Source organism: Flagellimonas allohymeniacidonis (assembly GCF_004296335.1).
GTDB classification, from domain to species: Bacteria; Bacteroidota; Bacteroidia; order Flavobacteriales; family Flavobacteriaceae; genus Flagellimonas; species Flagellimonas allohymeniacidonis.
Genome location: NZ_SGIU01000001.1, coordinates 747,513 through 773,708, shown reverse-complemented (window position 1 = coordinate 773,708; position 26,196 = coordinate 747,513). Strand labels below are relative to the sequence as shown.

Genomic DNA, 26,196 nt, shown 5'->3' with positions numbered 1-26,196 from the left:
CAATCGTATATAAAACCAATAAACTCCAATTTCTTATGGTAAAGCAAACATTCTTTTTACTGATGTTGGCAGGAATCTTGTTTTCTTCCTGCTCCGTTTCCAAAAGTGCCCGAACCCAACGAAACCTTTTTAGTGGTTCTTGGACCTTGGACAACATATCTTATGAAAACAATACTGGAAATTTTAAATCGACCATTTTCGGCGATGCAGAAGACATTTGCTTCGAAGGAAGCGATTGGTTCTTTCGTGACAACAACAGTACCGGAAGATATACCATCTCGCAAAGCAGCCTTTGTCAAGGCGGGGATCGTTTTTTCCGTTGGTCCGTTGTTGAACCTGCCCAGAACTACAGCAGTCAGTTGCAGTTCAAGTTTATTGATGAAAATCGAAAGGACATCTCGGGAGGTCTTGGATATCGTTTGAACATATCCAGCATCAATGAGCAAAACATGACCCTTAGATCTAATGTTTCTGTTGAGGGACAACCCGTAACCATCGTTTATCAATTCACTAAAAAGTAAGCACATGAAAAGAGCAATCATAAAAAGCACAGCAGCCATTTTAATGCTAAGTCTAATTGTAAGCTGTAATGCAGTAAAAAATGCCAATAACACCCAAAAAGGAGCAGCTATTGGTGCTGCTGGCGGTGCCGTAATTGGCGGTGTCATTGGAAATAATGTAGGAAAGGGAAATACAGCACTTGGCGCCATCATCGGTGCTGTGGTAGGCGGTGCAGCTGGAGGATACATAGGAAACCGTATGGACCGTCAGGCTGAACGAATAGAAGAAGAAATTCCAGGAGCTGAGGTAAAAAGGGTTGGAGAAGGAATTAATGTTACCTTCAATGAAGAAGCAGGGGTGTATTTCGACACCAACAAGTCAGATGTAAAAGGAACGTCAGCCAATACATTGGATAAGTTGGCTGGAATTTTCCAAGAGTATCCACAATCCATTATTTTGGTGGAAGGCCATACCGACAGTGCCGGTCCTGAGGATTACAATTGGAAACTATCGCAGCAACGAGCTGAGTCAGTTACCAAATATTTGGTTTCCAAAGGAATTTCCAATGGTAGGTTTACAACCAAATGGTACGGCGAGAGCCAGCCCAAGGCTACGAACGAAACCTCAGAAGGAAAAGCCAAGAACCGAAGGGTGGAACTTGCTATTATGGCAAGCGAGGAACTCAAAGAAGAAGCTTATCAAAAAACCAAAGGATAAGAAATACAAAACTTCGCCTTAAAATCCCGACCGATCTGGTCGGGATTTTTGTTTTTATGCAGTATCTTCAATTTGTGAACAGTGTTGAGATTGCTATTATTGGGGGAGGCCTTGCCGGTTTAACGGCAGCCTTGGATTTGGTGGATAGAGGCAAGGAGGTACTGATAATCGAAAAAAACAAATATCCCAAGCATAAGGTTTGTGGTGAGTATGTTTCCAATGAGGTCAAGCCCTATTTAGGTCATTTGGGCATAGACCTCGACCGGTTTAATTTGCCTCAAATAACCACCTTGCAGCTTTCCACCCAAAAAGGTAAATCCGTTAGTGTTGATTTACCCTCCGGGGGTTTTGGCATTAGCCGATACACTTTCGATAACCTTCTTTACGAAAAGGCTTTTGAGAAAGGGGTTCAATTTCTTTTTGATACCGTGTCAGATGTGACTTTTGATGGTGACGTCTTTCAACTTACTACATCCGAGGACAGAAAAATTGAGTGCAAAGTAGCAATTGGGGCTTTTGGTAAGCGGTCTAATTTGGACAAGAAGTTGAATAGGTCATTTATTAATAACAAATCTCCCTGGCTGGGAATAAAAGGTCATTATACAGCTTACCCACACCCTGAGCATCTTGTTGGACTTCATAATTTTCCAGGAGGTTATGGGGGGCTTTCAAAAACCGAGGATGGCTGCATTAATTTTTGTTATCTGGTACAATATGAAAGCTTTAAAAAAGAAGGCACCGTTGAAGAATTCCATAAAAATGTAATAAGCGAGAATCCATTGCTAAAGGAATTCTTGATGACAGCCAAGCTTAAGTTTGAAAAACCCTTGAGTATCGCCCAAATTTCTTTTGATAGGAAAAAGGCGGTAGAAAACCATATGCTCATGTGTGGAGATACAGCAGGTTTGATTCATCCGTTATGTGGAAATGGAATGGCGATGGCCATCCATAGTGCTAAAATTGCAGCTGAGCAGATTGATTTGTTTTTGGAAAACAAAGAATATCATCGAAATATAATGGAATTGAATTACCAACGAGCTTGGAAAAAGAACTTCAGTAAAAGAATGTGGATGGGAAGAAGGCTACAGGCGCTCATGATTCATACCGAATGGTTTGATATGGCAATTTCCACTTTGGCCAATTCCAAAAGATTGCTCCGTGGGGTGATCGCAAGTACGCACGGTAAACCAATTACAGTCTAATGGATTTTTCACTTCGAAGTAGGGTAGCGGAAAAAATGGATGATCCCAATATGGCGTTCGAGATGCTCCAAGAAGCGTACGAAGACATAAACAAGTGTAATAAACTGCTTGGAGGAGATAAAATTACCATACAGGAAGTGTGGAAGCTCATAAAAAGGACAAAACAAAAATCGTATACGATTTTGGACATGGGTTCAGGGGATGGTACAATGCTCCGAAAATTATCCAATTTCCTGACTGAAAGAAAGATAGAACATCAGATGACGGGTATCGATTTAAGAGAGGATGTTCTTGAAATTGCAAGGAAACAAAGTGAAGAATATCTCAATATCACCTATAAGAAAATGGATATCCTTAAAGCAGATTCCGGTTTTGAATGTGATATTATCATCAACACCCTAACGATGCACCATTTTGAGGAAGAACGCCTTGAAACCTTCTTGAACCAATTTGTAAGTCTTGCCAAGGTGGGGGTGGTCATCAACGATTTACAACGTAGCAAGTGGGCATATTACTTATTCAAGGTATTCAGTTTTTTCTTTATCAGAACTGAGGTGGCCAAGTACGATGGATTGGTTTCCATAAGCAAAGGCTTTACTAAAAATGAGCTGATACACCTTTCGAATAAAATACCAAGTGTTATACATACCATTCGTTGGAGGTGGGCTTTTCGATACGTATGGGTGATGCAAATCAAACAAGAAAATAACATATGAGCGAAGTACGAATTGTACAAGTAGCCAAGCAATTACCCAAATTTTGCCGAGAAACTAGGGAGATTCTTCCGTTTATTGATGTTTGGCTTTCTGGTCAAGAGGAACGCTTTCAGAGAAAGGTCAAGAAGATATTTAAGGGGGCTGGCGTGGACCGTCGCTATGGGATTATGGACATTGAAGAGGTCTTCATGGCCACTTCTTTTGAAGAAAAGAATGCCATTTACGCCCGTGAAGTGAAGATTTTGGGGGAACAGGTGCTGCAAAAAGCGCTGGATTCTGCTAACTGGAAAGCCGATTCCTTGGATTACATCATCACCGTGAGCTGCACAGGGATTATGATTCCTTCGCTAGACGCTTATTTGGCCAATTCTCTTGGTCTTAAGGAAGATGTTGTGCGCCTTCCTGTCACCGAAATGGGATGCGCGGCCGGGATTTCAGGATTGATTTATGCTGCGCATTTTTTGAGATCCAATCCCGACAAAAGGGCTGCTGTTGTTGCCGTGGAAAGTCCTACAGCAACCTTTCAACTAAATGATTTTTCTATGACCAATATGGTAAGCGCGGCAATTTTTGGAGATGGTGCAGCATGCGCACTTCTATCCTCTGAACCTAGTGCTCAAGGTCCAAGTATTGTAGGTGAGGAAATGTATCATTTCAAGGATGCCACTCATCTCATGGGCTTTGATTTGGTCAACACTGGTCTTAAAATGATTTTGGACCCATCCGTTCCTGAGGTCATAGCGAATCACTTCCCAAAAATTGTACATCCCTTCTTGGAACGCTTTCAAACGCGTATTGAAGATGTTGATTACTTGATCTTTCATCCTGGTGGCAAAAAAATAGTGGAGACGGTAGAAGAACTGTTTGGGAAATTGGGCAAAAACATCGATGATACCCGAGAAGTGTTGCGTAAATTTGGGAATATGAGCAGTGTCACGGTATTGTACGTATTGGAACGTTTTATGATGCTTGATGATTCCGAGGGAAAGCAAGGACTTTTACTAAGCTTCGGGCCTGGGTTTTCAGCACAAAGGATACTTCTGAAATGGTAAATACGGGTACATCTGGCAAATGGGCGCTGATTCTTGGTGGAAGTAGTGGCCTGGGATTGGCAACTGCAAAAAAACTTGCAAGACATCAATTCAATTTGATCATTATCCACAGAGATAGAAAAATTGACTTAGAAGAGATTAATAAGGATTTTCAGGAAATTACTTTGGATGAAAATCAACTCCACAGCTTTAACATTGACGCTACCAATAAGCAAAAAACAGAGGAAGTACTGCAAGAAATAGTAAAGTTGTTGGGTCCAGACAAAATCGATGTTTTGGTACACAGTATTGCAAAAGGCAATCTAAAAACGATGTTGACTTCAACGAATCAGTTGGTGAATGAAGATTTCCAACTTACCATTAATGCCATGGCCACAAGCTTGTACGATTGGGCAAGGTCGTTGGTCAACCTAGGATTATTTGCCAAAGATGCCAGAATAGTTTCATTTACTAGTGAGGGCAGTTCCAAAGCATGGCCAGGCTATGCCGCAGTGTCTGCTGCAAAAGCCACTTTGGAAGCCATTACTCGAAACATTGCACTGGAGTTTGCCCCTTTAGGCGTAAAAGCAAACTGTATACAGGCAGGAACAACAGATACAAAGTCTTTTCGAATGATTCCCAATAGTGAAATTCTAGGGAAAAAGGCCTTGGAGCGAAATCCCAATAACAGACTTACCAAACCAGAGGACGTAGCGGATGTTGTATACCTGCTAACTTTGGAAGAGGCTAAATGGATTACCGGAACAGTCATTAAGGTAGATGGAGGTGAAAGTATACAATAAACCATGACGAAAAGTGAAATATTGGCAAGACTTCCTTATGACAAACCTTTTCGGTTTGTTGATGAACTTCAACATATTACAGAAGAACGTGTGGAAGGGACCTTTACTTTCAATGAGGGTTTGGACTTTTATCAAGGCCATTTTAAAGACTTCCCAGTGACCCCCGGCGTACTGCTTACTGAATGTTGTGCCCAGATAGGGCTGGTCTGTCTTGGTATATACTTGCTCAAGGATTCCAAAAATGATTTTCCTTCGAGGATTGCATTTTCTAGTTCTGAAATGGAGTTTGTTTTACCTGTTTTCCCTGGGGAAACAGTTACGGTATACTCTGAAAAAGTGTATTTCCGATTCGGAAAACTCAAATGCAAGGTGCAAATGGTGAACCAGAAAGGACAGCAAGTATGCAAAGGTGTTTTGGCAGGCATGTTTAAAACTGTAAAGGATGGGAACTAGGGTAGTAGTTACCGGAATGGGGGTATGCGCCCCAAATGGGGTTGGGCTTCCAGAGTTCGCAGCAGCCTTAAGATCGGGTATAAGCGGAATTCGATTCCAGCAAAAACTGAAAGACCTAAACTTTTCATGCCAAATAGCTGGAGAACCGAGAATTGAAACTATTGACCTAAATAATTACTTTACAAAACTGCAGCAGAAAGGATTGGAATCTTCTGGGCTTATTTATGGAGTCATGGCCGGGGTCGATGCCTGGAGGGATGCCAAGCTTGAAATTGATAATGACAACCCACTCGACTGGGATTCCGGGATTGTTTTTGGTACTGGAATTTTAGGCGTTGACAAGTTCAAAGACGCTATTTATCACGTGGATGCCGGTAACGTTCGACGTTTGGGGAGTACGACCGTAATGCAGACCATGGCCAGCGGTATCAGTGCCTATTTGGGAGGAATGTTGGGTTGCGGAAATCAGGTGACCACTAACTCCTCAGCCTGTACCACTGGCACTGAGGCCCTCTTAATGGGATATGATCGCATTAAATTCGGTAAAGCGAAACGCATGCTCGTCGGGAGTTGCAGTGATAGCGGACCTTATGTTTGGGGTGGCTTTGATGCCATGCGGATTTTACCAAGAAAGTATAACGAAAAGCCCAAAAAAGCCAGTAGGCCCATGAGCGCAACTGCCTCTGGGTTTGTTCCTGGGAGTGGCGCAGCGGCACTTGTCTTAGAGACTTTGGAAAGTGCACTTGAGCGGGGCGCGACGATTTATGCCGAAGTTTTAGGGGGCTGTGTGAACAGTGGAGGACAAAGGTTAGGAGGTAGTATGACCGCTCCAAATAGTGAAGGCGTTCAGCAATGCATAAGAGATGCGTTGTCTGATTCTGGGGTGCACGCAAACGAGATTGATGCTATTAATGGGCATCTTACAGCGACCACAAAAGATTCCTTGGAAATCAGAAATTGGAGCCTTGCCCTAAATCGACATGGTAAGGATTTCCCATACATAAATTCCTTCAAAGGTACAATCGGCCATTGTTTGGCGGCTGCTGGAAGCATTGAAAGTGTTGGAACCATACTTCAGTTTTCTGAAAATAAGATTTTCGGTAATGTCAATTGTGAAGATGTGCATCCTGAAATCCTGAAATATGCGAATGCAAGCCGAATACCTCAAAAAACTATGGATTTTGCACCAAAAGTTATTGCAAAGGCCAGTTTTGGTTTTGGGGATGTAAATGCTTGCGCTATTTTTAAAAAGTATAGTGAAAGCAAACAGAATTGAACTAGAATGCGAGAAGAACAATATCAAAAACTTAAGACCATTGTTGAGACCTACTTACCGGAAGACGTAGATCCCAAAGAAATCAAAAAAGAAAGCGATTTCATTCAGGAGCTTAACATCAATTCCGCCAATTTGGTGGATATCGTGCTGGATGTGGAGGACGAATTCGATATTATACTCGAAAATGAGGATATGGATGGCATGAAAACCATCAATGATGCTTTGGAGATTATTGAAACCAAACTGGCCGACAAAGAATGAATGAAAAAATTATCAGAAATCAAAAGCAAATAACTCTGCGCTTGAGGCAAGGACCGTCTATTTTTGGATTTTGAATCCGTAGCCCTTGGAAGTTGTCTTGTAGTTTAAAACCAAGTCTCGGGAATAGAAACTAAAAAAGTAAGCATGAAAAAGTTTTTCCATTTTGTAAAATCGAAAGTGTCGGTGGACAAGAGACTTTTGTTGACCTATTGCTTGGTCTACTTTCTCTGGGGATTGGGCATGAACTGGTTTGGACGGCAAATGGAAATAGCCAGATTTACCTTTTGGTGGCAGGTCATAACTTGTTATATTCTTTACATGGTACCTATTTCATTGGTGTTAAGGGGAATGCCCTTCCATAGGCAGTATGCTTATGGATTAATTGCAATGGGCTTGTTGGAATTTAGTGGCTATGCACTTCAAACTTCATATGCCTATCCCGATAACATCTTGGACCGCTTTTTCAACATTAGAAATTTCAGTTTGGGCATGGCACTTTTCTTTGCGCTTTATTTTCCTTTAGGAAATTGGGGAGTCGGCAAAATTTATACTGCCCTGTTTCACGCTGATAAAGAGTAGGTCGTATTTTTCCCACTTTCACCCTAAAAGTAAATCAAGGTCTTTTGTTTTTACCGTTCATTCCCTCTCTTTTTGTTTAACCTTTTTAAGAGTCCAACATCTCCACCAAAACATGCTAGTGAGGACTTTCCTGCATTCTTCATTTTAGAACCCAATTTGGCTTTCACAACCTCATATTGGATGAGGAATTTTTTAAAGGTATAGACTCTATAGTGCCTGAATGCTTATTCCAAAATTGTTAAAAAGCTAAAATCCAAGTTAATTTTAAAACGAATTGTAGGATTTTTTGTAATTTAAAAGTGCCCTTGATGCTTAACCAATAAATAAACAAAACTTATGGATGATCTAACAAAAGACAGACCTATCCCAACTCAGGAACTGTTGATTCGTTTAGAACGAAATAACAATGTCATTCAGCGTCTTTCCCGAAAATTGAATTCTTACACCTGCGAACCCACCAATTATAGCTGTTTTGAAAAGTTGCGAGACCTCAAGCACGATTTTAAAACCTTTGCGGGCAATCAGAAACAGTTGGTGCAGATGGTAAAAAAGGAAAGGAAGATGGGGGAGTCCTTAAAGACCGAAATCAATAAACACATTGAACTGTTCAAGCGACTGGAGAGCGAAATGGCAGCCTATCTTCTCGATACCAACCAATACTATTAAAATCGGAAGAATTTTTTAGCTTCAGCTACTTTTTAAATTGATTGGATTTTTTCTTGCAAACATCCGTAATATTGCATGGTAAATTCCAAAACTTCGTGATGGGCAAGCCCAGGAACACCACACTTATTGTACTTGCCTTTTTCGCCATTTACGTCATTTGGGGCTCTACATATCTTTTGAACAAGATAGCTGTTTTGGAGCTGCCCCCCTTTATGCTTGCTTCGTTCAGGTTCACCACGGCTGGGGTTATGATTTTTGTTCTTGCTCGTATGCTGGGCATTGCCATTCATGTTACCAAAAAACAATTGTTGAACACCATTTTTGCAGGCTTTCTGTTTTTAAGTTTTGGGAATGGAGTAGTGGTATGGGCGCTACGGTACGTGGATACCGGTTTTGCCGCTTTGGAAATATCGGCCCAGCCGCTCGTCATTTTATTGTTTATGCGAGTATTGGAAGGAAAAAAAATTCAACCGATGTCGGTGGTCGGGGTAATTCTGGGTATTGTAGGTATTTATCTTCTTGTAAGCCAACAACAAATCATAAATAAGGAAAATTCGGTTGTGGGCATGATCATGATTTTTGCCTGTATGTTGAGTTGGGCTTACGGAAGCTTATTTGTTGCCAAGGCCGACCTACCTTCCAACTATTTTGTAAATACAGGTTATCAAATGTTTACCGGAGGAATTATGTTGGCCTTAATGAGTTTGGGCTTTGGTGAAAAGTGGATTGCTCCCAACCACTGGAGCTTTGATGTTCAATTGGTAATGGTACTTCTGATAATCTTTGGAAGTATCCTCGCCTTTACCTCCTTTAATTACCTGTTAAAAGTTGTCTCTCCTGAAAAAGTGGCCACATCTACCTATGTCAATCCCATTGTCGCCATGATTTTGGGGTGGTATTTCCTTAAAGAGGAAATCACATTACAATCCATTGTGGCCGCAATTGTTCTTTTGACAGGGGTGTACTTCATCAACACTAAGAAAACCCTTGCTATCCTGGAACGTTTCAAGAAATAGACACCCCAATAGGGCGATGATGTTCCCCTATGTACAATTCAATACAAAAAAGGGCCATTTCGCTACATTTCATTTTAGGGTGCCGTGCTTCTTCCACATCTTTGCACCATCAATCAATCAAAATCAAAATTCATCAATCAAAATTCATCAATCAAAAAACGAACAATCATGAATCATCTTTCCAAATTTCTTGCGGCCCTACTTCTTAAGCTCATCCTTTTTTTTCTGCTTATATCAGGAAGTTCATTGCATGCCCAGCGACGTACTTCGGTCAATGTGCAGGATAATGGAAAAACCACAGTTTCAGTAAGCAATCCGTTTGGTAAAAGTTTTCATGTGGAATATCGAGGCGACATTACGCTCTCTGATGATGATTCAGATATTGTTGCCATCTCCCGGGGCGGCTTTATGGAAATAAAGCGATCAGCTTTTGGCTCCAGAAGACGCATTTTTATCGAACCCAATAATTCGGGCCAACTTATAAAAAGATACTACGTCGGGGGCTCGGAAAAGAGCTTTGACCCAGAAGGTAAAGCCTGGTTGGCCGATATACTTTTGGATGTTGTTCGCACCACTACTTTGGGATCTGAGCAACGCGTAAATCGTATCTACAAAAAAAGAGGAGCGTATGGTGTGTTGAAAGAGGTTGATATCATGGAAAGCAACCACGTCAAAGCGCGCTATATTAAACTTCTGCTTCAAAAAGACCTCAAAGATGCCGATTTGATATCGGTGATCCATGCTGTTGGAGATGAAATTGATTCAGACCATCACAGAGCCGATATTCTTAAAAGATACACTGCCAAATTTCTAGAAAACGAGGGAAGCACCTTAGCATTTATTTATGCAGCATCAGAGATAGATTCTGACCATCACAAGGCCGAGGTTTTGAAAAAATCCATCAAAGATGGGAACATTAAGGGCACTCAACTTAAAACATTGTTGGTAATCGCTAGGGATATTGATTCCGATCACCATAAGGCAAGTGTTTTGTTGACCGCCTTACGAAACCGACCATTATCTTCTGAAAACACCAAAGTTCTTGCAGTGACTGCAAAAGGAATTGATTCAGATCACCATAGGGCAGAGGTGCTTAAAGCCGCATTAAATGTTGATGAACTATCTACAAGCGGTTTCCATACCTTTTTAAATGCCCTGGATGGAATGGACTCGGACTATCACAGGGGAGCAGTACTTTCAAGAGCTGTGAACAAGGAAATGGATGCCTCTACCATATCCCACCTTCTTAAGTGTGTGGAACAAATGGGCTCCGACAGTCACCAAGCCAGCGTTCTGAAAAAACTGGTGGATCGCCATAAGCTTTCCTCTGGGAATGTTGATGATTTGGTGGTCACTTTAGGGCGAATAAATTCAGATAGCCATAAATCGGAGGTCTTTAAGGAAATTGCCAAAAATGATTTTGGTGAATCAGATTTGGTGAAGCTCATTGCAGCTATTGAGGATATTGATTCGGATTATCATAAGGCCGAATCCCTTTTGCGCTTTGCTCCCGCTGTCAAATCCAATGGTAAGGCAGTGAGCGATGCGTATCGTACCGTCAGCAATTCTATTTCATCAGATTCCCACTATAGAAGAGTTCTTAACGCAGTTCAGTAAACCATAACCAATCCAATCGCCAAAATACTCAACCGCTTAGGGCAAATATGAGTATTTTGGTGGTATGGATAAGATGCTACGTTTTTTTATAGACCGACCAACCATGAGAAAACATCTTGTCTTAATATCCTTGGGCTTTGTTGTAGGCCTATTGTTCTACGGATTCCATAGCCTTGGTGGGAGTCCTCTTTCCGTAGAAATACTGCTCAACGGATTTTTGGGAATTGGTGTGAGCTATGCATTTCATTTTATAAATCAATTCTTGAACCGCTACATTAAGTGGAGAAGGCAAACTGGTTTAAGACTCTTGGCGGGAATAGTGCTCCATTCCGTTGTTGGATGGTCTATGGTTTACATGGCATTAAAGATTTATGGACTTGTTAATTCCAACTACAATTTCTTTTTTGACCCGGAAGGCAGTATGCAACTTAAAATTGTGATTTTACTGTTTTGTGTCGTACTTATTTACAACATCATCTATTTTGCATTTTACTCCTACCAGCAGTATGACAAGGGGCAGGTGATGGAAGTACAACTTAAGTGGAAGCAGACAGAACTGCAGTTGGCGGCTTTGAAATCGCAGCTAAGCCCCCATTTTTTGTTTAACTGCTTAAACACCCTTTCCTCCCTTTTTCAGAAAGACATTGCCAAAGCCGAAGCATTTATTCGCTCTTTGGCCAAATCGTATGGTTACACCTTGAGATCCTATGAGGACAAGTTGGTGAGTGTCGAGGAGGAAATGAATTTTGTACAGTCATATTGCTTTTTAATGCAGACACGTTTTCAAGAGCAAATTTTTCTATCCAACCAACTTCCAAATAAGCTTATGACAAGCAAGGTTCCACCCTTAACGCTTCAGATGTTGGTAGAAAACGCCATCAAGCACAATGTAACTTCTGAAAATACACCCTTAAATATTCAAATAAAACATCAGGAAGGAGCGATTTGGGTCGTCAATAACAAAACCAAGGCACGTCCAAACACCAAGTCCCTCAATATAGGATTAGGCAACATTACATCTCGCTACAAACTATTGGCCAACGAAACAGTACAAATAGCCGATGAGTCTAATTTCATTGTAAAATTACCAGTGCTCCTATGAAAAGGCTCTTTATTCACCATCCACTTTTTAGACTTCTGAGTCCCTTGTTCAGCGGCACCTTGGTTTATTTGCTCATATTGTTGATCAACAATACGATCAATGAGTTGGGGGAAAACTTCTTTGGGCAAGAATTGTATGTCTGTATTGCTTTAGCGTACCTCATTCAGGAATTGGCCAGATTGTCGATTGTGATTTTCCGACATTTGAATCGGCCTAAATCCTTTTTGTTGCGATTGGTCTTGCAGGTAGTCTCGACATTCTTGGCGACCATTGTTTTGGTCAGTGGTTCCATGTACCTCTACTTCGTTAAAATACTGCATTATGAGCCTAATCTCACTGAGCTCTTGATTTTCAATAGTATTTTCTCAGTGATTTCTTTGATATATGTACTGTTGTATGTGAGCCATCAATTTTTGCACAAGATAAATGTGGAAAAATTACAAAAGGAAGAGTGGGCCAGACTGAAAATGGAGGAGGATTTTGCTCGGTTTAAACAAGAAATCAATCCTTTGCTATTGTTCGAAAGCTTAGAAGCAATTCTCATGGTTATGAAAAACAATGTGGACAAAGCGGAGGAGGTTACGGACAGTTTCGCTTCCATGTATCGCCATTTGCTATCCAATAGAAAAAATGAGGTAATTCCCCTTGATCAAGAAATGGAAGCTTTGGATGAATTTTTATCCGTTCAGGAACATTTGCCCTATAGGAGAATCCAACTAGTTAAAAGTTTTAAGGAGAAGACGTGGATTATTCCGGGAACCCTGGTGCAAATTATTGAAGTCATTATGCGTTCGACCATTCCTTCCAAAACCAATGAACTTGCTATAGAAATTCTTGATTCAGGCAATACGATTGAAATTAAATATAAACATGAGGAAAAACTTAATAAAACCTTAAATATCAATTCTTTAAATAAATTAGAGAACAATTATCAATACTATTCTGGCACACCATTGGAGGTAGCACACAACCCACATGACAAAACCATTAAAATACCTAAACTTCAGATGCTATGAGAGTAGCTATTATCGAGGATGAAGCCCTTGCCGCGGAAAAATTGGAGCGTTATCTCATAAAACATAGTGAAAACGTTGAAATTCTTGCGATACTTCCATCTTTGGAAAAATCCATTCCCTGGATCGCCGAAAACCAGGCTTCAGTGGATTTGTTTTTTATGGATGTGCAGCTTTCAGATGGTCTAAGCTTTGAAATCTTTTCTCGAACTATCCTCACAAAACCGGTAATTTTCACAACTGCCTTTGATGAATTTGCCATTGATGCGTTTAAGGTCAACAGCATTGATTATCTGCTCAAGCCCATCAAGTTTACTGATTTGACCAAGGCCCTTCAAAAGCTGGAATTACTTAAGACACAGTTTTCCAGTCCCACACATATGGCCTCCATGTTAGATCAGATAGAGCAAAAAGTCTATAAGGATCGTTTCTTGGTTCAAATGGGAAACCACCTGAATTCCATTTCAACTGAATCCATAAATGTCTTCTATGCAGAAGGAAGAGACGCCTATTTGATTACTGCAGATGGAAAACGGTATATGATTGAATACACTTTGGAAACTCTGGAGGAGTTGGTAAATCCTAAGCAATTCTTTCGGGTAAATCGAAGTTTTTTGGTACATCTGAACGCCATAACCGATGTTATGGTGTATTCAAATCGAAGACTAAAACTTACTCTGAAGTGCAAAATGGATAAAGAGGTCATTGTAAGTCGTGAGAAAGTAGCCGAATTTAAAAGATGGTTCGAGGGGCTGAACTGACCTATTTCCCACTTTCCTTTAAATCCTTCAAAGCTCTATTTAAACTCCGCGTGGTGATTCCAATATAATTGGCGATATCCTTTTTGGGCAGTACGTCGGTGAACTCAGGGAAAGTTCGTTTCAGTCGGAGTATGTTGTCCTCAATGGGATAAGAATGTTGATAAGAATGGCGAGGGGCCTTATACCGTATTTTATCTGCAAGAGCCTTCATAACCATCTTATTGAACTTTGGATCCTTTTCCAACAACTCGTTGAAAATTCGATGCGAAAAAGTATAGGTTTCCAGCTCTGAAACAGACGAAACGGAACAAATGGTCATCTTTTCACTGAAAACCTCCAACTCGCCAAACTCCATTCCCGCTCCCAAAAACTCTTGAATGAATTCCTTTCCATTTTCATCAGTGATATAGCACTTGGCTATGCCTTTTTTTATCACATAAACGGTGTTGTACCTTCTATCTTGCTCCAATATAAGTTGTTTGGCCTTAAAGGCTTCAACGCCTATGGAATTAACGGAATGTCTTTGCAATAAGGCAATATAGTCGAGTAAATCCGTGTTGGTACGTATCATTTTATGGGTTGGGACAAATGTCCTTTTTATGCTCTGGAATAACTGATTTCTTTGTTCCTGAAAGGTATTGAATCAAATCTATCATGGCAACCCAAAAAGCGGGAACAATGGCAAAACCAAGAATGTATGGCTCCAGATTTATCCTGGTTTGCTTGGGTTCCCTTTTCTTTTCAGCCAGTTATAATATGCTCATTCCGGAGCTGCCGGCATACCTGACCAGTTTGGGAGGAGCGGAATATATTGGATTGATCATAGCGCTTTTTACCTTAACAGCAGGACTATCCAGACCCTTCAGTGGAAAACTGACGGATACTATTGGGCGTAGGCCTGTAATGCTTTTTGGAGCAATGGTTTGTTTGGGCTGTGGATTTCTTTATCCCATTTCAACAACGGTTACCGGTTTTTTACTGCTTCGATTGGTGCACGGGTTTTCAACAGGATTCACCCCAACGGCGACATCGACTTATGTTTCAGATATTGTTCCCAAAGAACGCTTGGGCGAAGCCATGGGCATACAGGGTATCGCTTTCAGCACAGGCCTTGCTCTTGGACCAGCCCTTGGCAGCCTTATCAAAATCCACTTTTCATATACCGTGCTGTTTTGGAGCTCATCGGGTATGGCTTTATTGGCCTTAGTGCTAATGTTTAATCTTGGGGAGACTTTAAAGGAAAAAAAAGAGTTCAAGCTACAGGCTCTTAAAATATCCCGAAATGAAATAATTGCGAGAGAAGCAATTCCTGCAGGAATCGTGACCTTGTTATCCTATATGGCTTTTGGGGTTGTGCTGACGTTGATTCCCGATTGGAGCGTACATGTGGGCATAGCCAACAAAGGCACATTTTTTATTGTTTTCACTATTTCCTCTTTGTTGGTGCGTTTTGTCGCCGGAAGCTTTTCAGATAGACATGGCCGTATGGTGGTAATTGTGTTTGGTTTGATTCTTTTGTTGGTTTCAACCTTCTTGATGGGTTATTTGGACACTTCCAATGGTCTCTTAGTTGCGGCAACGTTATACGGATTGGCCATGGGTGTTCTTTCTCCCGCAATCAACGCATGGACCATAGATTTGAGCAACCCCAAAGAAAAAGGTAAGGCCATCGCCACCATGTATATAGCTTTGGAAGCGGGGATAGGGTTGGGCGCGTTGCTCTCGGGTTGGTATTACCAAGGAAACGTTGCCAACGTACCAGGGGTTATGTATGCTTGTTCGGCTACGGCACTTTTGGCCTTGGCGTACCTGACTTTTCGAAACAAAATGCGAAAAGTATGATTTGCAATTGATTAATTGGTTTTACCTCCTCTAAATTTTATTTAACCATATACTCATTAAAACTTCAACTCATTTTACTGTATCCTCGACTTTTCAGAATCGGCACCCGTTCTGGAGTTGATGTTCTTTACCTTTTTGTTTCCGAAAGGGTAAGAGAAAGTGACTCTATAAATTCTTGAGAAGCCTGACTCTGGACGATACCTAACATCGAACTCCCCACCATAGGCTTCACGAGTTAAGGTGCCGGTTTGCGGTCTGATATCAATGCTTTGAAAGATATCGGTTACCGAAAATTGTAGGCTGCTTCCGTTTTTAAAGCTCTTTCGTATACCACCATTTAAACTTCCAAATCCCTTAACGCGAATACTTCCATTAAAATGTTCGGAAGTGTACCATCCCGAAAGCTCAAGGGCAATGTCGGCAGGTAATTGTAGGGTTTGGTTACCATTAAAGTTATAGTGAACATAGTTATGGGTTATTTGGTCATCGGTATGCAATAGCTTAAATCTTCGAACCCCAAGTGTTCCATTTAGATTTAAGTTCCAACGATTTGTAATGCGAATTGGGATGTTGCTTTGAAGGTCAAGACTGCGTTGGTAATCTAGATTTACTGGGGCAATGACAGCCACTTCGCTGGTTTCATTCCGTATGATTTGAAACCGCGCAATTGGATTTTGTTCATTGGAGGCCAATATGGAAAGACTAAATGACTTGTTCGTATACGTTAGACTAATATTATCTGTTATGGCCGGAAGCAACTGTGGATTACCGCTAAATACCGACGTAGGGTCGTTATAACTCAAAAAAGAGGCCAAATCGGCATAGTTGGGTCTGGTGATTCTCTTGTTGTAGGCAAAGTTAACAGCTGTGGTATCTGATAGCGTGTACGTTAAAAAGAGGGATGGAAAAAGCTTTCCAAAACTTCGATCTAAACTGGAATCGTCAAAATTTTGATCCCAATATTCATAACGAAGGCCCGGTTCCCCATTTACTTTTTGATTTAGATTGTGATTGACAATGCCATAAGCGGCGCCTATTGTTTCTTTGTTGATTAGGTCTGTTATAAATCGGGGGTCGGAGATGAAATCATCACCCTCCAAAAATTCAATTCGTGCTTCATTGACTGTCTTGGAAAAGGAACCCTTGATTCCCGTTTCCAGTCTTGTTTTTTCATTGAGGGGTGCTGAAAAATCCAGCTTTGCCACCCCTACATTGATATCGGTTTCATTAAATCCTCGATTTCCTTCATTGTAGATTTCATTCTCTGGTTGAAAGGGAAGTCCGTCGTCATCAAAATAAAGACTGTTGACTGTATTTGGTGCACTGTTTTGGTATTTGATAAAGTCTCCCGTAAATGCAAGCGTAGAGTTGGCCGTATTTACCTCATAAAATCCTGAGGCCGTAAAATTGTTCCAAGTTTGGTCCGCATCCAGATTGATTCTAGCTTCCAAAAAGGGTTGTGCTGTGAAATCATAAAGACCTAGATTACGGGTTGCGATATCTGGAATGGCTCTGTTGTAAGTCACATTAAGCCCTAACATATCGTTATCCAAAAGTTGTTGCTCGTAACCCAAGCTAAGGTTGTGGTTTCGGTCCACCCGATAGGTATCGCTTTGGAAGATTATAAAAGTGTCCTCCCCCAAAACAGGAAGGTCAGAAGTTCCAACTCCACGCCAACCACTGCGGGAATCATCGTATGAAAAAGAGTATGATCCAAACAGGGAAGTACGCTCCCCGCCGTAGTTTAGGGAAAGGCTTGTGGTCTGTTTAGGACCTTCCCCATAACCTGCACTCAAACTGGTATTGCCCCGAAAACCTAGCGCTTCGTTCTTGGTGGTTACGATGTTTATGATTCCTGCGTTGCCATCCACATCGTGACGTGCGGAAGGATTGGTCAACAGTTCAATTTTTTCTATGTTGTCCGCACTCATTCCATTAAGTAGTGACATGATATCGGAGGCTGGGATACGTTGGGGTTTTCCATTGATCATAATCAAGGTTCCGCTTTTTCCATTTAGGGAAAAACTATTGTTTCTTTGGTCCAAAATCACGCCTGGAGAACGTTCCAACAGCTGCAGAGCTGTACTACCTTTCGTCATAATACTGGCCTGAACGTTAACGACACTTCCCTCTTGGGTTCGCTGTATGATTCTTTGTTGACCAGTAACAGCAACACCTTCCAAAGCGGTAACTTCTTCCGGCAAGGCTATGGAAGGAAATCTTTTGGTAAAAGTAGGACCATCGATTTCAAAAGATTCCGAAGTCCACGTTTGGTAGGAGAGAAGACTGATTCTGAGCTTAAAACTTCCTATGTTTTTAGGTTCTATCAAAAAGCGCCCTTCATCATCGGTGATAACGCCAGTTTCCAAGGCTTCACCAGGGTCAGAAAATAACATCACGTTGGCAAAAGCGATGGGGTTGCCGCGCTCATCATTAACATTCCCTGTTATTTGTGAAAATGTGCGAACCGAGATAAGAAATAAAATCAAAAGAAGTTGTTTGTTTCTTGACATGGATGAGTTTTTCCTGCAAGAAGCGGCAACCGTTGCTTTTTGAAAAAAAGGAATGACGAGCGGTTACAAATCAATGACAAGGGAAGCTACAACTGTTTAGAAGGAACCTCAAAACACCAATTCCGTGGTCATATACCGGTCATCAATAAATTTATACCTGACGTCAAGTTATGGTGCCTTGGTTTGAATACCAGCGTTGGTAATGGTATCTTGAGGACTCATTGGAAAATCAATTCTTACTAATGAAAAAGCTACAAGCTATTTTCAGTTTTCTGGAACGCTACAAACTGCATCACGTTCTTTTTTGGGCAGCCTATCACTTAATGTGGTGGACCATTTTCTCGGGCAGTGTTTCCAAAATTATGGAGTTCATTGTAGAACCCTTTGGCGTGGTAAAGTACTTGGGCTATGTTGTATACCAGGCTTTGGGTGTTTATTTCTGTTTGTACGTTTTGATACCCAAATACCTGCAAAAAGGAAAATATGTAACCTTTTTTGCAAGTACTATCGGGGTGGTCCTTTTGATGGCCGCAGCTATTACGGCCAATTATTTTTTATCAGGATATATTGCACAAACCTCCACCTATGAGCTGTATAACATAAACCCTAAAACTCCTTTTTCAATATTCAAATTCAACGCGCTTCCTTCCTGTGTAGGTGCTGTAACCTTGGGAATGAGCATCAAATTGACGAAAATTTGGATTGCCTCCCAAAAACGACATCAACAGCTTGAGAAAGAAAAACTGGAAACAGAGCTCAAGTTTCTAAAATCACAAATGAACCCACATTTTTTGTTCAATACCATCAATTCCATTTTTGTGCTGATCAACAAAAATCCAGAGATGGCCTCCGAATCTTTGGTGAAGTTTTCAGGTTTGCTTCGATACCAGTTGTATGAATGCAATGACCATCAAATTCCTTTACAAAATGAACTGTCCTATCTTCAAAGCTTCATGGAACTGGAGAGTTTAAGGCAAAACGAGAATTTTGAAATCAATGTCGAATTGCCCAAACAGTCCACAAGTGGTTTAACCATTGCTCCGTTCATTCTGCTTCCGTTTATAGAAAATGCCTTCAAGCACCTATCAGAAGATCAAAGCTTAAAAAGGTGGATTCAAATGAGCATTGAATTGGAGAACAACGGTTTACAATTTGAATTGGTCAACAGCGCCAACTTTGATATGGGCATAGCCGAACCGGATACCATTAACTTTGGAGGCCTAGGTTTAAAAAATGTGAAGCGACGCCTAGATCTTATCTATCCTAACGCCCATAATCTTTTGGTGACCAAGGAAAAAGACCGGTATCGAGTACGATTAACGATTACCTTGCAAGAAGAAGGAGAAGTTCAATTGAGAAAAGTAGGGGGATGATGCACTGTATTGTTATTGATGACGAGCCTTTGGCTCGAGAATGCATTATAAGCTATGTAGAGCAGGTGGACTTTTTAACCTGTGTGGGTTCAGGAGTAACGGCGATGGAAATTCCAAAACTGTTATCCAATCAGAAGGTAGACTTGCTGTTTTTGGATGTTCAAATGCCGGTCATGAATGGCTTGGAATACCTAAAATCGAATCCAGAACCACCGATGACCATATTGACCACGGCTTATCCTAACTATGCCTTGGAAGGTTTTGATTTGAATGTGATGGACTATTTGCTCAAACCTATTTCATTCAATCGCTTTTTTACTTCGGCCACCAAGGCCAAGCGACAATATGAATTACTTCAACAAAGATCGGTAAGCACTCTGGAAGAGGAAAGTGGTTGTTTCTTTATAAAGTGTGATGGTAAATACGAGAAGATTTTCCATGAAGACATTTTGTTCGTGCAAGCCATGCAGAACTACGTTATCATTCAAACCACAAAACGAAGGTATGTGAGTCTGCTGTTTTTGAAGAACGTTGAGGAAAAATTGGATGCCAACGCCTTTTTAAGGGTTCATAAATCCTATATCGTTGCCATTGACAAAATTGAAGGAGTCGCACAGCACGAACTTCAAATCCAGTCCCATAGAATTCCGATGAGTCGGAATTATAAGAAAGAGGTATTACCTAAAATATTGGGCAACAAACTTTGGGATGGTAAATAAATTCTTTCACAAAAGTTAAAATACTTGAAATCATGAAGGGGTATGCGTAATTTAAGAACTATAAATTGCTTGAATTATGAAAACACTATTGAAATATCTTCCCCTGATTTCGCTTGCACTACTAATTGGATGTAGTTCATCGCAAAACAAGAAGTTTACTGCACAACAGCTTGAAGAACTGGATGCTTTGATTGAGGCAAAGTCCTTTGAGTTTGTGGCCAATTGGGCACGACCTTTGACAACTTCGGCGTTTAATCAAATTGCAACTGCAGGATTGTTGCTTCCAGGGAGCACACCCAACAATATTGATCTTACAGGCAACGCCAATTATTTCAGGATGGTGGGGGATAGTGTCTACGCCTATTTTCCATATTATGGAGAACGTCAAATGGGAGCTGTTTACCCAGGCACTGATAATTCCATTCACTTTCAAGGGATTCCGGACGATTTTTCAATGGAAAGAAATGAAAAGGGGTACAAGTTCTCATTTACCATCAATGATAGGACTGAAACTTATCAAGTAAACGCACAGTGGTTTCCCTCCAAAACTGGGAATATCAATATCAATAGTTCACAGCGATTTCCCATTGCCTATTCTGGTCGAATAGATACGTTCGAACCAAAGCAATGATTTAAGATTGAGCGAGCCTCCATTATTTTTACGGCTTTTAGGGTTAAATCCTATCGGGGAAATACGTTGGGACGCCTATTACATCATATATTCATTTTGAAGCAATACATTAAAATCCAGTCAAAACATAGTATGAAAAACACAATTTCGGTTTTCTTCTTAGTTGCTTTCACTTCACTTTTTCTTGTTACTTCCAATGCCTGGGCCCAGGAAGAGGAAAATTTTCAAAGAATCTTCGAAAACCTCACCAGTTATGCCATTACGAATTATCCTGAAAAAGGGTATTTACATACGGACAAGGACTATTACAGGGTTGGCGAAACCATATGGTTTAAAGCGTATCTGGTAAATGGTGTTACGCATCGCAAGAGTGACCTGAGCAACGTGGTTTATGTTGAGTTGTGGGGTAATGCCGAAAAACCCATTGCCCAGAAAATAATACAAATGGACTCCTTGGGCGGAGCTGGAAATATATCGTTGGATTCATCTTTGGCCGAAGGTGACTATGTTTTGAGAGCATACACCAAATACATGCTAAATGAAAAGGAGCCTAGACTCTTTCAAAAGCAACTTACCATTTGGGTGAACGAGTTTGGTAGCAAATCAGGCTCTAAAGAAACTGACAACGTAAATGAATCTGAAGGCACGGCTATACAAGAGAATAAAACGATATCGCCAAGCGGTGGAGGCCGGCTCGAACTCAAATTCTTTCCTGAAGGAGGAACCTTTATTTCACAATCCGCCAACACTATTGGTTTTCAAATATGCAATGAAAAGGGTAGAGGGGTTTTGTCATCGGGCAGTATCATTAATCAAAATGGTGAAAACGTTTTGGAGTTCAAATCGGACCGAAATGGCTTAGGAAGTTTTCAAATAAGGCCTAAGGAGGGCGATGAATACTTCGCTGTTGTTGCGGATTCTGAAGAGCTTTTTAAATTACCATCACCAAAGAAGGACAACTATAAACTTCAGGTTCAAAATAACGGGGATCACTTGGTGATCAAAGTTGATGCTCCAACAGCTAAAGATTCAAAGCCCACAATGCTTTTGGGGCATATGCGTGGAAACATCTTTTTTAAGCACATTGCAGGAATCGATTCGGAAAGTTCATACGCAAGGAAGCTCTTGTTGGACGAATTGGATCAAGGCATGGCCCAATTCATTTTATTCGATGGCAATGGCAATATCCTGAATGACCGCCTTACCTTCATCAATAACACAAAGAATTTGGCGAGTTTACACATAGCAAAAGTGAAGGCAAGTTTTCATAATAGGGAAAAGGTCGAACTTCGGCTAAGCTTGAAAGATGAAAAATCGAGGAACTTAAATGGGAATATCTCCATTAGTGTTCGTAAGCGAAATCTTGAAGGAACACAAAAGAAAAGTGACATAAAAAATTGGCTGCTTCTGGATTCTGATTTGGGGCAAACCTCAGATTTCTTGCCAAATTTCTTTAAGGAAAATAGCATTCAGAATAAGAACTCCCTTGAAGCCTTACTAATGGGCAGATCTTGGGAAAGATTCTCCAAGCAGAACCTATTGAAGACCCAAGTTTCTAAAAATCCCAAATATGAACCTGAAAAGGGAATTTTCATAAGTGGTAGAACTACGAACGTTGACAATCAAAATGTGCCCAAAAAAGCAAAATTGACGCTCGGTATTCTCGAGGGAAGCTTTTTTACCCAAACCCAAAATACGGACCATCAGGGTAAATTTAATTTTGGCCCGCTCGCATTCAATGATTCAGTGCAAATTGTTTTGGATGCGATAGATCCGCTTGCAAAGAAAAAAGAGGAATCCAAAGCAGTGGGAATACACCTGGACACCTTATCCATTCTACCACTTATTCGAACAGTGGAAATTCAAAAAAACAATATGAATAGAAGCTCCACCAAAGCAACATTGGCTGAAACCAAGAATGACTATTTAAGAATAGTGGAAGCGCTGGAATTGCCCAAGAATGTCATTCAATTGGAAGAAACTGTTGTTAAGGAACGAAGGAAGATAAAGACGAATCGGGAACTTGTTGATGAACGCCTTGATGAGCTTACGCCGTATTCTAAACCTACCCATAGGCTTCTTTTGGATTCTACGAACATTACTGATGGCGCCAGACTTGTGGATATCATGGCATTGATACCTGGGGTAAGAGTTCGAGGGGTATATCCAGACCAATCTATCCGTTTGACCAGGGCATTGTATAATAGTGTGAATTTATCCACTAGCCCACTTTTGGTTATTGATGGTGTGCCACTGATTCCCATCGATGAATCCGTGGCATCTAGAGTTGATTTCAATACCATGGACACTTTTGGAATCATGTTCATTGATGTACTTACAGGAGCTGATGCTGCATATTATGGGGCAAGAGGAGCAAATGGAGTTATTGCAATGTACACTCATCAAGGAGGTACTTTTGATTTTTCCGAACCTATTTTTTCTGGGATTCTCAGCGTTACGGTTAAAGGTTTCGATGTCCCCGAAGTTTTCCCAGCTCCCAATTATTCGATTAAAAAACCAGAACATTCAAAACCAGATTATAGGAACACCTTGCATTGGGAACCAAATATTGTACTTTCAAAGACCAAAGAAACGGAGATAAGCTTCTTTACCGATGATAGCTACGGGGAGTACGTTGTTGAAGTTCAAGGTGTTCTTTCCAACGGGCAGGTTGTCTCAGAAGAAACCTCTTTCGTTGTTGAATAGACATTGACCATTGTATGAAATATTCTACCAACCAACCGTTTGTTAAAACCAAAACATCTATCATGAGATTTTGGATTCCAGTTCTTTGCTCGCTTGTCCTTTCCGGCCAACGCTTGTGGGCCCAAGATGAAAGCAATTTCGAAAAGATAACCGGAAAACTGATGAGCTATGCCGTCAAAAATTATCCAGAAAAGGTGTATGTGCACACTGATAAGGACTACTATCAATCGGGAGAAACCCTTTGGTTCAAGTTGTATCTCCTCAATGGAGTGACCCATGCAAGGAGTAATTTGAGTAAGGTCGCTTATGTGGAGCTTCTCGATGAATCCAATAAGATGCTGGCCAAGCGAACTATTAGTATGGATTCGTTAGGTGGCTTTGGCAGTATACCGCTTGATAAATTTTGGGATGAAGGAAATTACTACATAAGGGCTTACACCAAGTATATGTTGAATGACGCAAATCCGAATGCATTTCAGAAAAAGATTTTTGTTTGGAGGAAAGAGTTTGGAAACAAGGGGGCAAAGACAACAGTAACGAGCAGCAATGGTTCACAGAAAACAGAGGTCCTAGCCTCAAATCCTACAGAAGACCAGGGGATTCAATTCCATTGTTTTCCAGAAGGTGGAAATCTCGTTCAAGAATCGAATAATTTGGTGGGTTTTCAAATTCAAGACCAAAATGGTAAGGGAGTTCGTTCAAAAGGAAAAGTAATCAACCAAGAGAATGCAGAAGTAGCGAATTTTGAGTCCGATGAGTATGGACTGGGGACTTTTCAATTAAGACCGGAACCGGGAATGCAGTACTTTGCTGTTGTCTCCAAGGACAAGTCAGCAAACAAAGTTAAACTTCCCATAGCTGTAAGAGCTAAGGAAAGAATTCAGATTGAAAACAACGGGGACCATCTCATCATCCAGGTTCAAACACCATATAAAACTGCTACAGAACGTACATTTTTATTAGGTCACGTAAGGGGTAACATCTTTTTGCGCCATGAATCAGAACCAGATTCCATCCAATATTCCCTAAAACTATTGGTCGATAGGCTTAGTCCAGGAGTGGGACACTTTACCTTGTTCAACACAAATGGGGAAGTGCTTGCTGAGCGGATGACGTTTATCCACAATACAAAAAAATCGGCTCGGGTGTGGATAATCAAGGCCAAGGATACCTTTGAAAAAAGAGGTAAGGTTGCACTTCGCCTACGTTTGGCCAATCTAGGAAAAAGCATGTTGAAAGGAAATATTTCGCTAAGTGTTCATAAGTTGTTGGGGTCAGGCGATAACCAACATGCCAAAACTACTAGCATTAAAAAATGGCTGCTTTTGGACTCCGACATTGGGCCAACGGTTGACAATGGCGCCTATTTTTTTGATACTCCTAATTTCAAAAATAACAATGCACTTGAGGCCTTATTGCTGGGCAAATCGTGGGGCAGATTTGAGTGGGATGAATTACTAAAAAATGAGGTATCCAAGAAGGCGAAGAATTCCCCTGAACAAGGTATAATGATAGCAGGGAGAACGACGAATTTCATCAACAGAAATGTACCTAAGCGGTCAAAAATAACTTTGGGCATTCTAGAGGGAAGCACATACTATGAAACAAAAAACACCGATAGCCAAGGGAATTTTATGTTCGGTCCATTGGCTTTTGACGACACGGTAGATGTGGTTTTGGATGCTATGGATCCCTTGGCCAGAAAAAAGGAACAGGCAAAGAATCTAGCCATCAACATTGACAGCTTACCTTTTCTTCCCTTGATTCAAGGTCTCGCATTGGAAAAATCAAATCGACACGACATTTCTGCAACCCCTTATGTAAGTGAGGCTGCAAAAGACTATAGGAGAGAATCCTTGGAATTTGATTTGCCCCCAGACATCATCAGATTGGAAGAAACTGTGGTAAAAGACAAAAGAAAGGTCAAAAGTAACAGACAAATTGTTGAAGAGGGACTCAATGAAATCACGCCTTACCCAAGACCGACGCATCGGCTCCTGTTGGATTCCACCAATGTCACCGATGGAATGCGTTTATTGGATATCATGTCCATGATTCCAGGCGTGCGGGTGAGGGGTACCTACCCTAATCAATCGATTCGTTTGACACGGGCGGTATTCAATAGTATCAATTTGTCCACCAGTCCTTTGTTTGTTATTGATGGGGTGCCATTGCCGCCCTATGATACTTCAACAGGGGGTAGTCTTGATTTGTTGAGTATGGATACGGTCCACATTATGTTTATTGACGTGCTCACAGGCGCACAAGCAAGCTATTATGGCGCCAGGGGATCTAATGGTGTAATAGCCATTTATACCGATCGGGGCCGAAGATTTGACTTTGAGGAAAAGGTCTATCCCGGTATTCTCAATTTAACGGTTAAAGGTTTCGACAAGCCCGATAGGTTCACTGCACCTAACTATAACTTTCCAAAACCGCAGCATGCCAAACCCGATTATCGGAATACATTGCATTGGGAACCGAATTTGGAGATATCACCAGAGAAAGGGGCCTTGATTACTTTTTTTGCTGATGATAGTAGCGGAAAGTATAAAGTTGTTTTGGAGGGCGTACTTGAAGACGGTCAATTACTGCAGGAGGAAGCCACATTCTTTGTGGAGTAAGGAATTACAGGTTACTATGGCTATCCAACCCATTGGAAACTTCTGTTAATGTTGTATTAAGCTATTTTCCCGTT

General features: G+C 41.0%; 24 protein-coding genes. 22 read left to right on the top strand and 2 right to left on the bottom strand.

The window, feature by feature from the left end:
- Positions 1-35: 35 nt before the first annotated feature.
- From EW142_RS03435 to EW142_RS03360, 16 genes are all read left to right on the top strand, one after another.
- Positions 36-521 carry a lipocalin family protein gene (locus EW142_RS03435; RefSeq protein ID WP_130609680.1) on the top strand — a complete coding sequence of 162 codons (486 nt, stop codon included), beginning with the start codon at positions 36-38 and terminating at the stop codon, positions 519-521.
- A gap of 4 nt (positions 522-525) precedes the next feature.
- The gene (locus EW142_RS03430) at positions 526-1,218 is read left to right on the top strand and encodes a YiaD family glycine zipper/OmpA-like lipoprotein (RefSeq protein WP_130609678.1); all 693 of its coding nucleotides are present in this window, start codon (positions 526-528) and stop codon (positions 1,216-1,218) included.
- Between the two features lie 56 nt (positions 1,219-1,274).
- The gene (locus EW142_RS03425) at positions 1,275-2,420 is read left to right on the top strand and encodes an NAD(P)/FAD-dependent oxidoreductase (protein WP_240740149.1); all 1,146 of its coding nucleotides are present in this window, start codon (positions 1,275-1,277) and stop codon (positions 2,418-2,420) included.
- A complete protein-coding gene (locus EW142_RS03420; protein ID WP_130609676.1) occupies positions 2,420-3,136 on the top strand; it encodes a methyltransferase domain-containing protein in 717 nt (238 codons plus the stop codon). The genes EW142_RS03425 and EW142_RS03420 overlap by 1 nt, the downstream gene beginning before the upstream one ends.
- Entirely contained in the window at positions 3,133-4,188 is a 1,056-nt protein-coding gene (locus tag EW142_RS03415; protein ID WP_130609674.1) for a type III polyketide synthase, read from the top strand. Before EW142_RS03420 ends, EW142_RS03415 begins: the two co-directional genes overlap by 4 nt.
- Positions 4,182-4,970, top strand: a complete 789-nt coding sequence (locus EW142_RS03410) for an enoyl-ACP reductase FabI (RefSeq protein WP_130609672.1) — start codon at positions 4,182-4,184, stop codon at positions 4,968-4,970. Before EW142_RS03415 ends, EW142_RS03410 begins: the two co-directional genes overlap by 7 nt.
- A gap of 3 nt (positions 4,971-4,973) precedes the next feature.
- The gene (locus EW142_RS03405) at positions 4,974-5,423 is read left to right on the top strand and encodes a 3-hydroxyacyl-ACP dehydratase FabZ family protein (protein ID WP_130609670.1); all 450 of its coding nucleotides are present in this window, start codon (positions 4,974-4,976) and stop codon (positions 5,421-5,423) included.
- Positions 5,413-6,699, top strand: a complete 1,287-nt coding sequence (locus tag EW142_RS03400; protein WP_130609667.1) for a beta-ketoacyl-[acyl-carrier-protein] synthase family protein — start codon at positions 5,413-5,415, stop codon at positions 6,697-6,699. Before EW142_RS03405 ends, EW142_RS03400 begins: the two co-directional genes overlap by 11 nt.
- 6 nt (positions 6,700-6,705) lie before the next feature.
- Positions 6,706-6,960: an acyl carrier protein gene (locus EW142_RS03395; protein WP_130609664.1), complete on the top strand. Its 255-nt coding sequence runs from the start codon at positions 6,706-6,708 to the stop codon at positions 6,958-6,960.
- A gap of 144 nt (positions 6,961-7,104) precedes the next feature.
- A complete protein-coding gene (locus EW142_RS03390; RefSeq protein WP_130609661.1) occupies positions 7,105-7,539 on the top strand; it encodes a hypothetical protein in 435 nt (144 codons plus the stop codon).
- A gap of 336 nt (positions 7,540-7,875) precedes the next feature.
- Positions 7,876-8,205: a hypothetical protein gene (locus EW142_RS03385; protein WP_130609658.1), complete on the top strand. Its 330-nt coding sequence runs from the start codon at positions 7,876-7,878 to the stop codon at positions 8,203-8,205.
- Positions 8,206-8,303: 98 nt separating this feature from the next.
- Entirely contained in the window at positions 8,304-9,221 is a 918-nt protein-coding gene (locus EW142_RS03380; RefSeq protein WP_130609655.1) for an EamA family transporter, read from the top strand.
- Positions 9,222-9,389: 168 nt separating this feature from the next.
- Positions 9,390-10,838, top strand: a complete 1,449-nt coding sequence (locus tag EW142_RS03375) for a hypothetical protein (protein WP_130609652.1) — start codon at positions 9,390-9,392, stop codon at positions 10,836-10,838.
- A 103-nt stretch (positions 10,839-10,941) separates the two neighbouring features.
- Entirely contained in the window at positions 10,942-11,940 is a 999-nt protein-coding gene (locus tag EW142_RS03370; protein WP_165395215.1) for a sensor histidine kinase, read from the top strand.
- A complete protein-coding gene (locus EW142_RS03365) occupies positions 11,937-12,956 on the top strand; it encodes a histidine kinase (RefSeq protein ID WP_130609646.1) in 1,020 nt (339 codons plus the stop codon). Before EW142_RS03370 ends, EW142_RS03365 begins: the two co-directional genes overlap by 4 nt.
- Positions 12,953-13,714, top strand: a complete 762-nt coding sequence (locus EW142_RS03360; RefSeq protein ID WP_130609643.1) for a LytR/AlgR family response regulator transcription factor — start codon at positions 12,953-12,955, stop codon at positions 13,712-13,714. Before EW142_RS03365 ends, EW142_RS03360 begins: the two co-directional genes overlap by 4 nt.
- A 1-nt stretch (position 13,715) precedes the next feature.
- On the opposite strand, the gene EW142_RS03355 is transcribed toward EW142_RS03360, so the two are convergent.
- A complete protein-coding gene (locus EW142_RS03355) occupies positions 13,716-14,285 on the bottom strand; it encodes a Crp/Fnr family transcriptional regulator (protein ID WP_130609640.1) in 570 nt (189 codons plus the stop codon).
- Between the two features lie 107 nt (positions 14,286-14,392).
- Here EW142_RS03355 and EW142_RS03350 point away from each other — a divergent pair, with 107 nt between their 5' ends.
- Entirely contained in the window at positions 14,393-15,556 is a 1,164-nt protein-coding gene (locus EW142_RS03350) for an MFS transporter (RefSeq protein WP_130609637.1), read from the top strand.
- A gap of 74 nt (positions 15,557-15,630) precedes the next feature.
- Here EW142_RS03350 and EW142_RS03345 read toward each other — a convergent pair whose 3' ends face one another.
- Entirely contained in the window at positions 15,631-18,069 is a 2,439-nt protein-coding gene (locus tag EW142_RS03345; RefSeq protein WP_130609634.1) for a TonB-dependent receptor domain-containing protein, read from the bottom strand.
- A gap of 242 nt (positions 18,070-18,311) precedes the next feature.
- On the opposite strand from EW142_RS03345, the gene EW142_RS03340 reads away from it, so the two are divergent.
- From EW142_RS03340 to EW142_RS03320, 5 genes are all read left to right on the top strand, one after another.
- Positions 18,312-19,442, top strand: a complete 1,131-nt coding sequence (locus EW142_RS03340) for a sensor histidine kinase (protein ID WP_130609632.1) — start codon at positions 18,312-18,314, stop codon at positions 19,440-19,442.
- Complete coding sequence (locus tag EW142_RS03335; protein WP_130609629.1) at positions 19,439-20,161, top strand: LytR/AlgR family response regulator transcription factor; 723 nt, start codon at positions 19,439-19,441, stop codon at positions 20,159-20,161. The genes EW142_RS03340 and EW142_RS03335 overlap by 4 nt, the downstream gene beginning before the upstream one ends.
- Before the next feature lie 76 nt (positions 20,162-20,237).
- Entirely contained in the window at positions 20,238-20,792 is a 555-nt protein-coding gene (locus EW142_RS03330) for a DUF4251 domain-containing protein (RefSeq protein ID WP_130609626.1), read from the top strand.
- Between the two features lie 132 nt (positions 20,793-20,924).
- A complete protein-coding gene (locus EW142_RS03325; RefSeq protein WP_130609623.1) occupies positions 20,925-23,498 on the top strand; it encodes a TonB-dependent receptor in 2,574 nt (857 codons plus the stop codon).
- 62 nt (positions 23,499-23,560) lie between these two features.
- Positions 23,561-26,122 (top strand): TonB-dependent receptor, encoded by a 2,562-nt coding sequence (locus EW142_RS03320; protein WP_165395214.1) that lies wholly within the window; start codon positions 23,561-23,563, stop codon positions 26,120-26,122.
- Positions 26,123-26,196: the final 74 nt, after the last annotated feature.

Excerpts from the sequence above, each read along its gene's own strand:
- EW142_RS03405 (WP_130609670.1), top strand. The coding sequence starts at position 4,974 with ATGACGAAAAGTGAAATATTGGCAAGACTTCCTTATGACAAACCTTTT.
- EW142_RS03335 (WP_130609629.1), top strand. The coding sequence starts at position 19,439 with ATGATGCACTGTATTGTTATTGATGACGAGCCTTTGGCTCGAGAATGC.
- EW142_RS03330 (WP_130609626.1), top strand. The coding sequence starts at position 20,238 with ATGAAAACACTATTGAAATATCTTCCCCTGATTTCGCTTGCACTACTA.
- EW142_RS03425 (WP_240740149.1), top strand. The coding sequence starts at position 1,275 with ATGCAGTATCTTCAATTTGTGAACAGTGTTGAGATTGCTATTATTGGG.
- EW142_RS03385 (WP_130609658.1), top strand. The coding sequence starts at position 7,876 with ATGGATGATCTAACAAAAGACAGACCTATCCCAACTCAGGAACTGTTG.
- EW142_RS03420 (WP_130609676.1), top strand. The coding sequence starts at position 2,420 with ATGGATTTTTCACTTCGAAGTAGGGTAGCGGAAAAAATGGATGATCCC.
- EW142_RS03345 (WP_130609634.1), bottom strand. The coding sequence starts at position 18,069 with ATGTCAAGAAACAAACAACTTCTTTTGATTTTATTTCTTATCTCGGTT.
- EW142_RS03430 (WP_130609678.1), top strand. The coding sequence starts at position 526 with ATGAAAAGAGCAATCATAAAAAGCACAGCAGCCATTTTAATGCTAAGT.
- EW142_RS03360 (WP_130609643.1), top strand. The coding sequence starts at position 12,953 with ATGAGAGTAGCTATTATCGAGGATGAAGCCCTTGCCGCGGAAAAATTG.
- EW142_RS03355 (WP_130609640.1), bottom strand. The coding sequence starts at position 14,285 with ATGATACGTACCAACACGGATTTACTCGACTATATTGCCTTATTGCAA.
- EW142_RS03325 (WP_130609623.1), top strand. The coding sequence starts at position 20,925 with ATGAAAAACACAATTTCGGTTTTCTTCTTAGTTGCTTTCACTTCACTT.
- EW142_RS03390 (WP_130609661.1), top strand. The coding sequence starts at position 7,105 with ATGAAAAAGTTTTTCCATTTTGTAAAATCGAAAGTGTCGGTGGACAAG.
- EW142_RS03395 (WP_130609664.1), top strand. The coding sequence starts at position 6,706 with ATGCGAGAAGAACAATATCAAAAACTTAAGACCATTGTTGAGACCTAC.
- EW142_RS03380 (WP_130609655.1), top strand. The coding sequence starts at position 8,304 with ATGGGCAAGCCCAGGAACACCACACTTATTGTACTTGCCTTTTTCGCC.
- EW142_RS03340 (WP_130609632.1), top strand. The coding sequence starts at position 18,312 with ATGAAAAAGCTACAAGCTATTTTCAGTTTTCTGGAACGCTACAAACTG.
- EW142_RS03400 (WP_130609667.1), top strand. The coding sequence starts at position 5,413 with ATGGGAACTAGGGTAGTAGTTACCGGAATGGGGGTATGCGCCCCAAAT.
- EW142_RS03365 (WP_130609646.1), top strand. The coding sequence starts at position 11,937 with ATGAAAAGGCTCTTTATTCACCATCCACTTTTTAGACTTCTGAGTCCC.
- EW142_RS03435 (WP_130609680.1), top strand. The coding sequence starts at position 36 with ATGGTAAAGCAAACATTCTTTTTACTGATGTTGGCAGGAATCTTGTTT.
- EW142_RS03375 (WP_130609652.1), top strand. The coding sequence starts at position 9,390 with ATGAATCATCTTTCCAAATTTCTTGCGGCCCTACTTCTTAAGCTCATC.
- EW142_RS03370 (WP_165395215.1), top strand. The coding sequence starts at position 10,942 with ATGAGAAAACATCTTGTCTTAATATCCTTGGGCTTTGTTGTAGGCCTA.
- EW142_RS03415 (WP_130609674.1), top strand. The coding sequence starts at position 3,133 with ATGAGCGAAGTACGAATTGTACAAGTAGCCAAGCAATTACCCAAATTT.
- EW142_RS03320 (WP_165395214.1), top strand. The coding sequence starts at position 23,561 with ATGAGATTTTGGATTCCAGTTCTTTGCTCGCTTGTCCTTTCCGGCCAA.
- EW142_RS03410 (WP_130609672.1), top strand. The coding sequence starts at position 4,182 with ATGGTAAATACGGGTACATCTGGCAAATGGGCGCTGATTCTTGGTGGA.
- EW142_RS03350 (WP_130609637.1), top strand. The coding sequence starts at position 14,393 with ATGGCAAAACCAAGAATGTATGGCTCCAGATTTATCCTGGTTTGCTTG.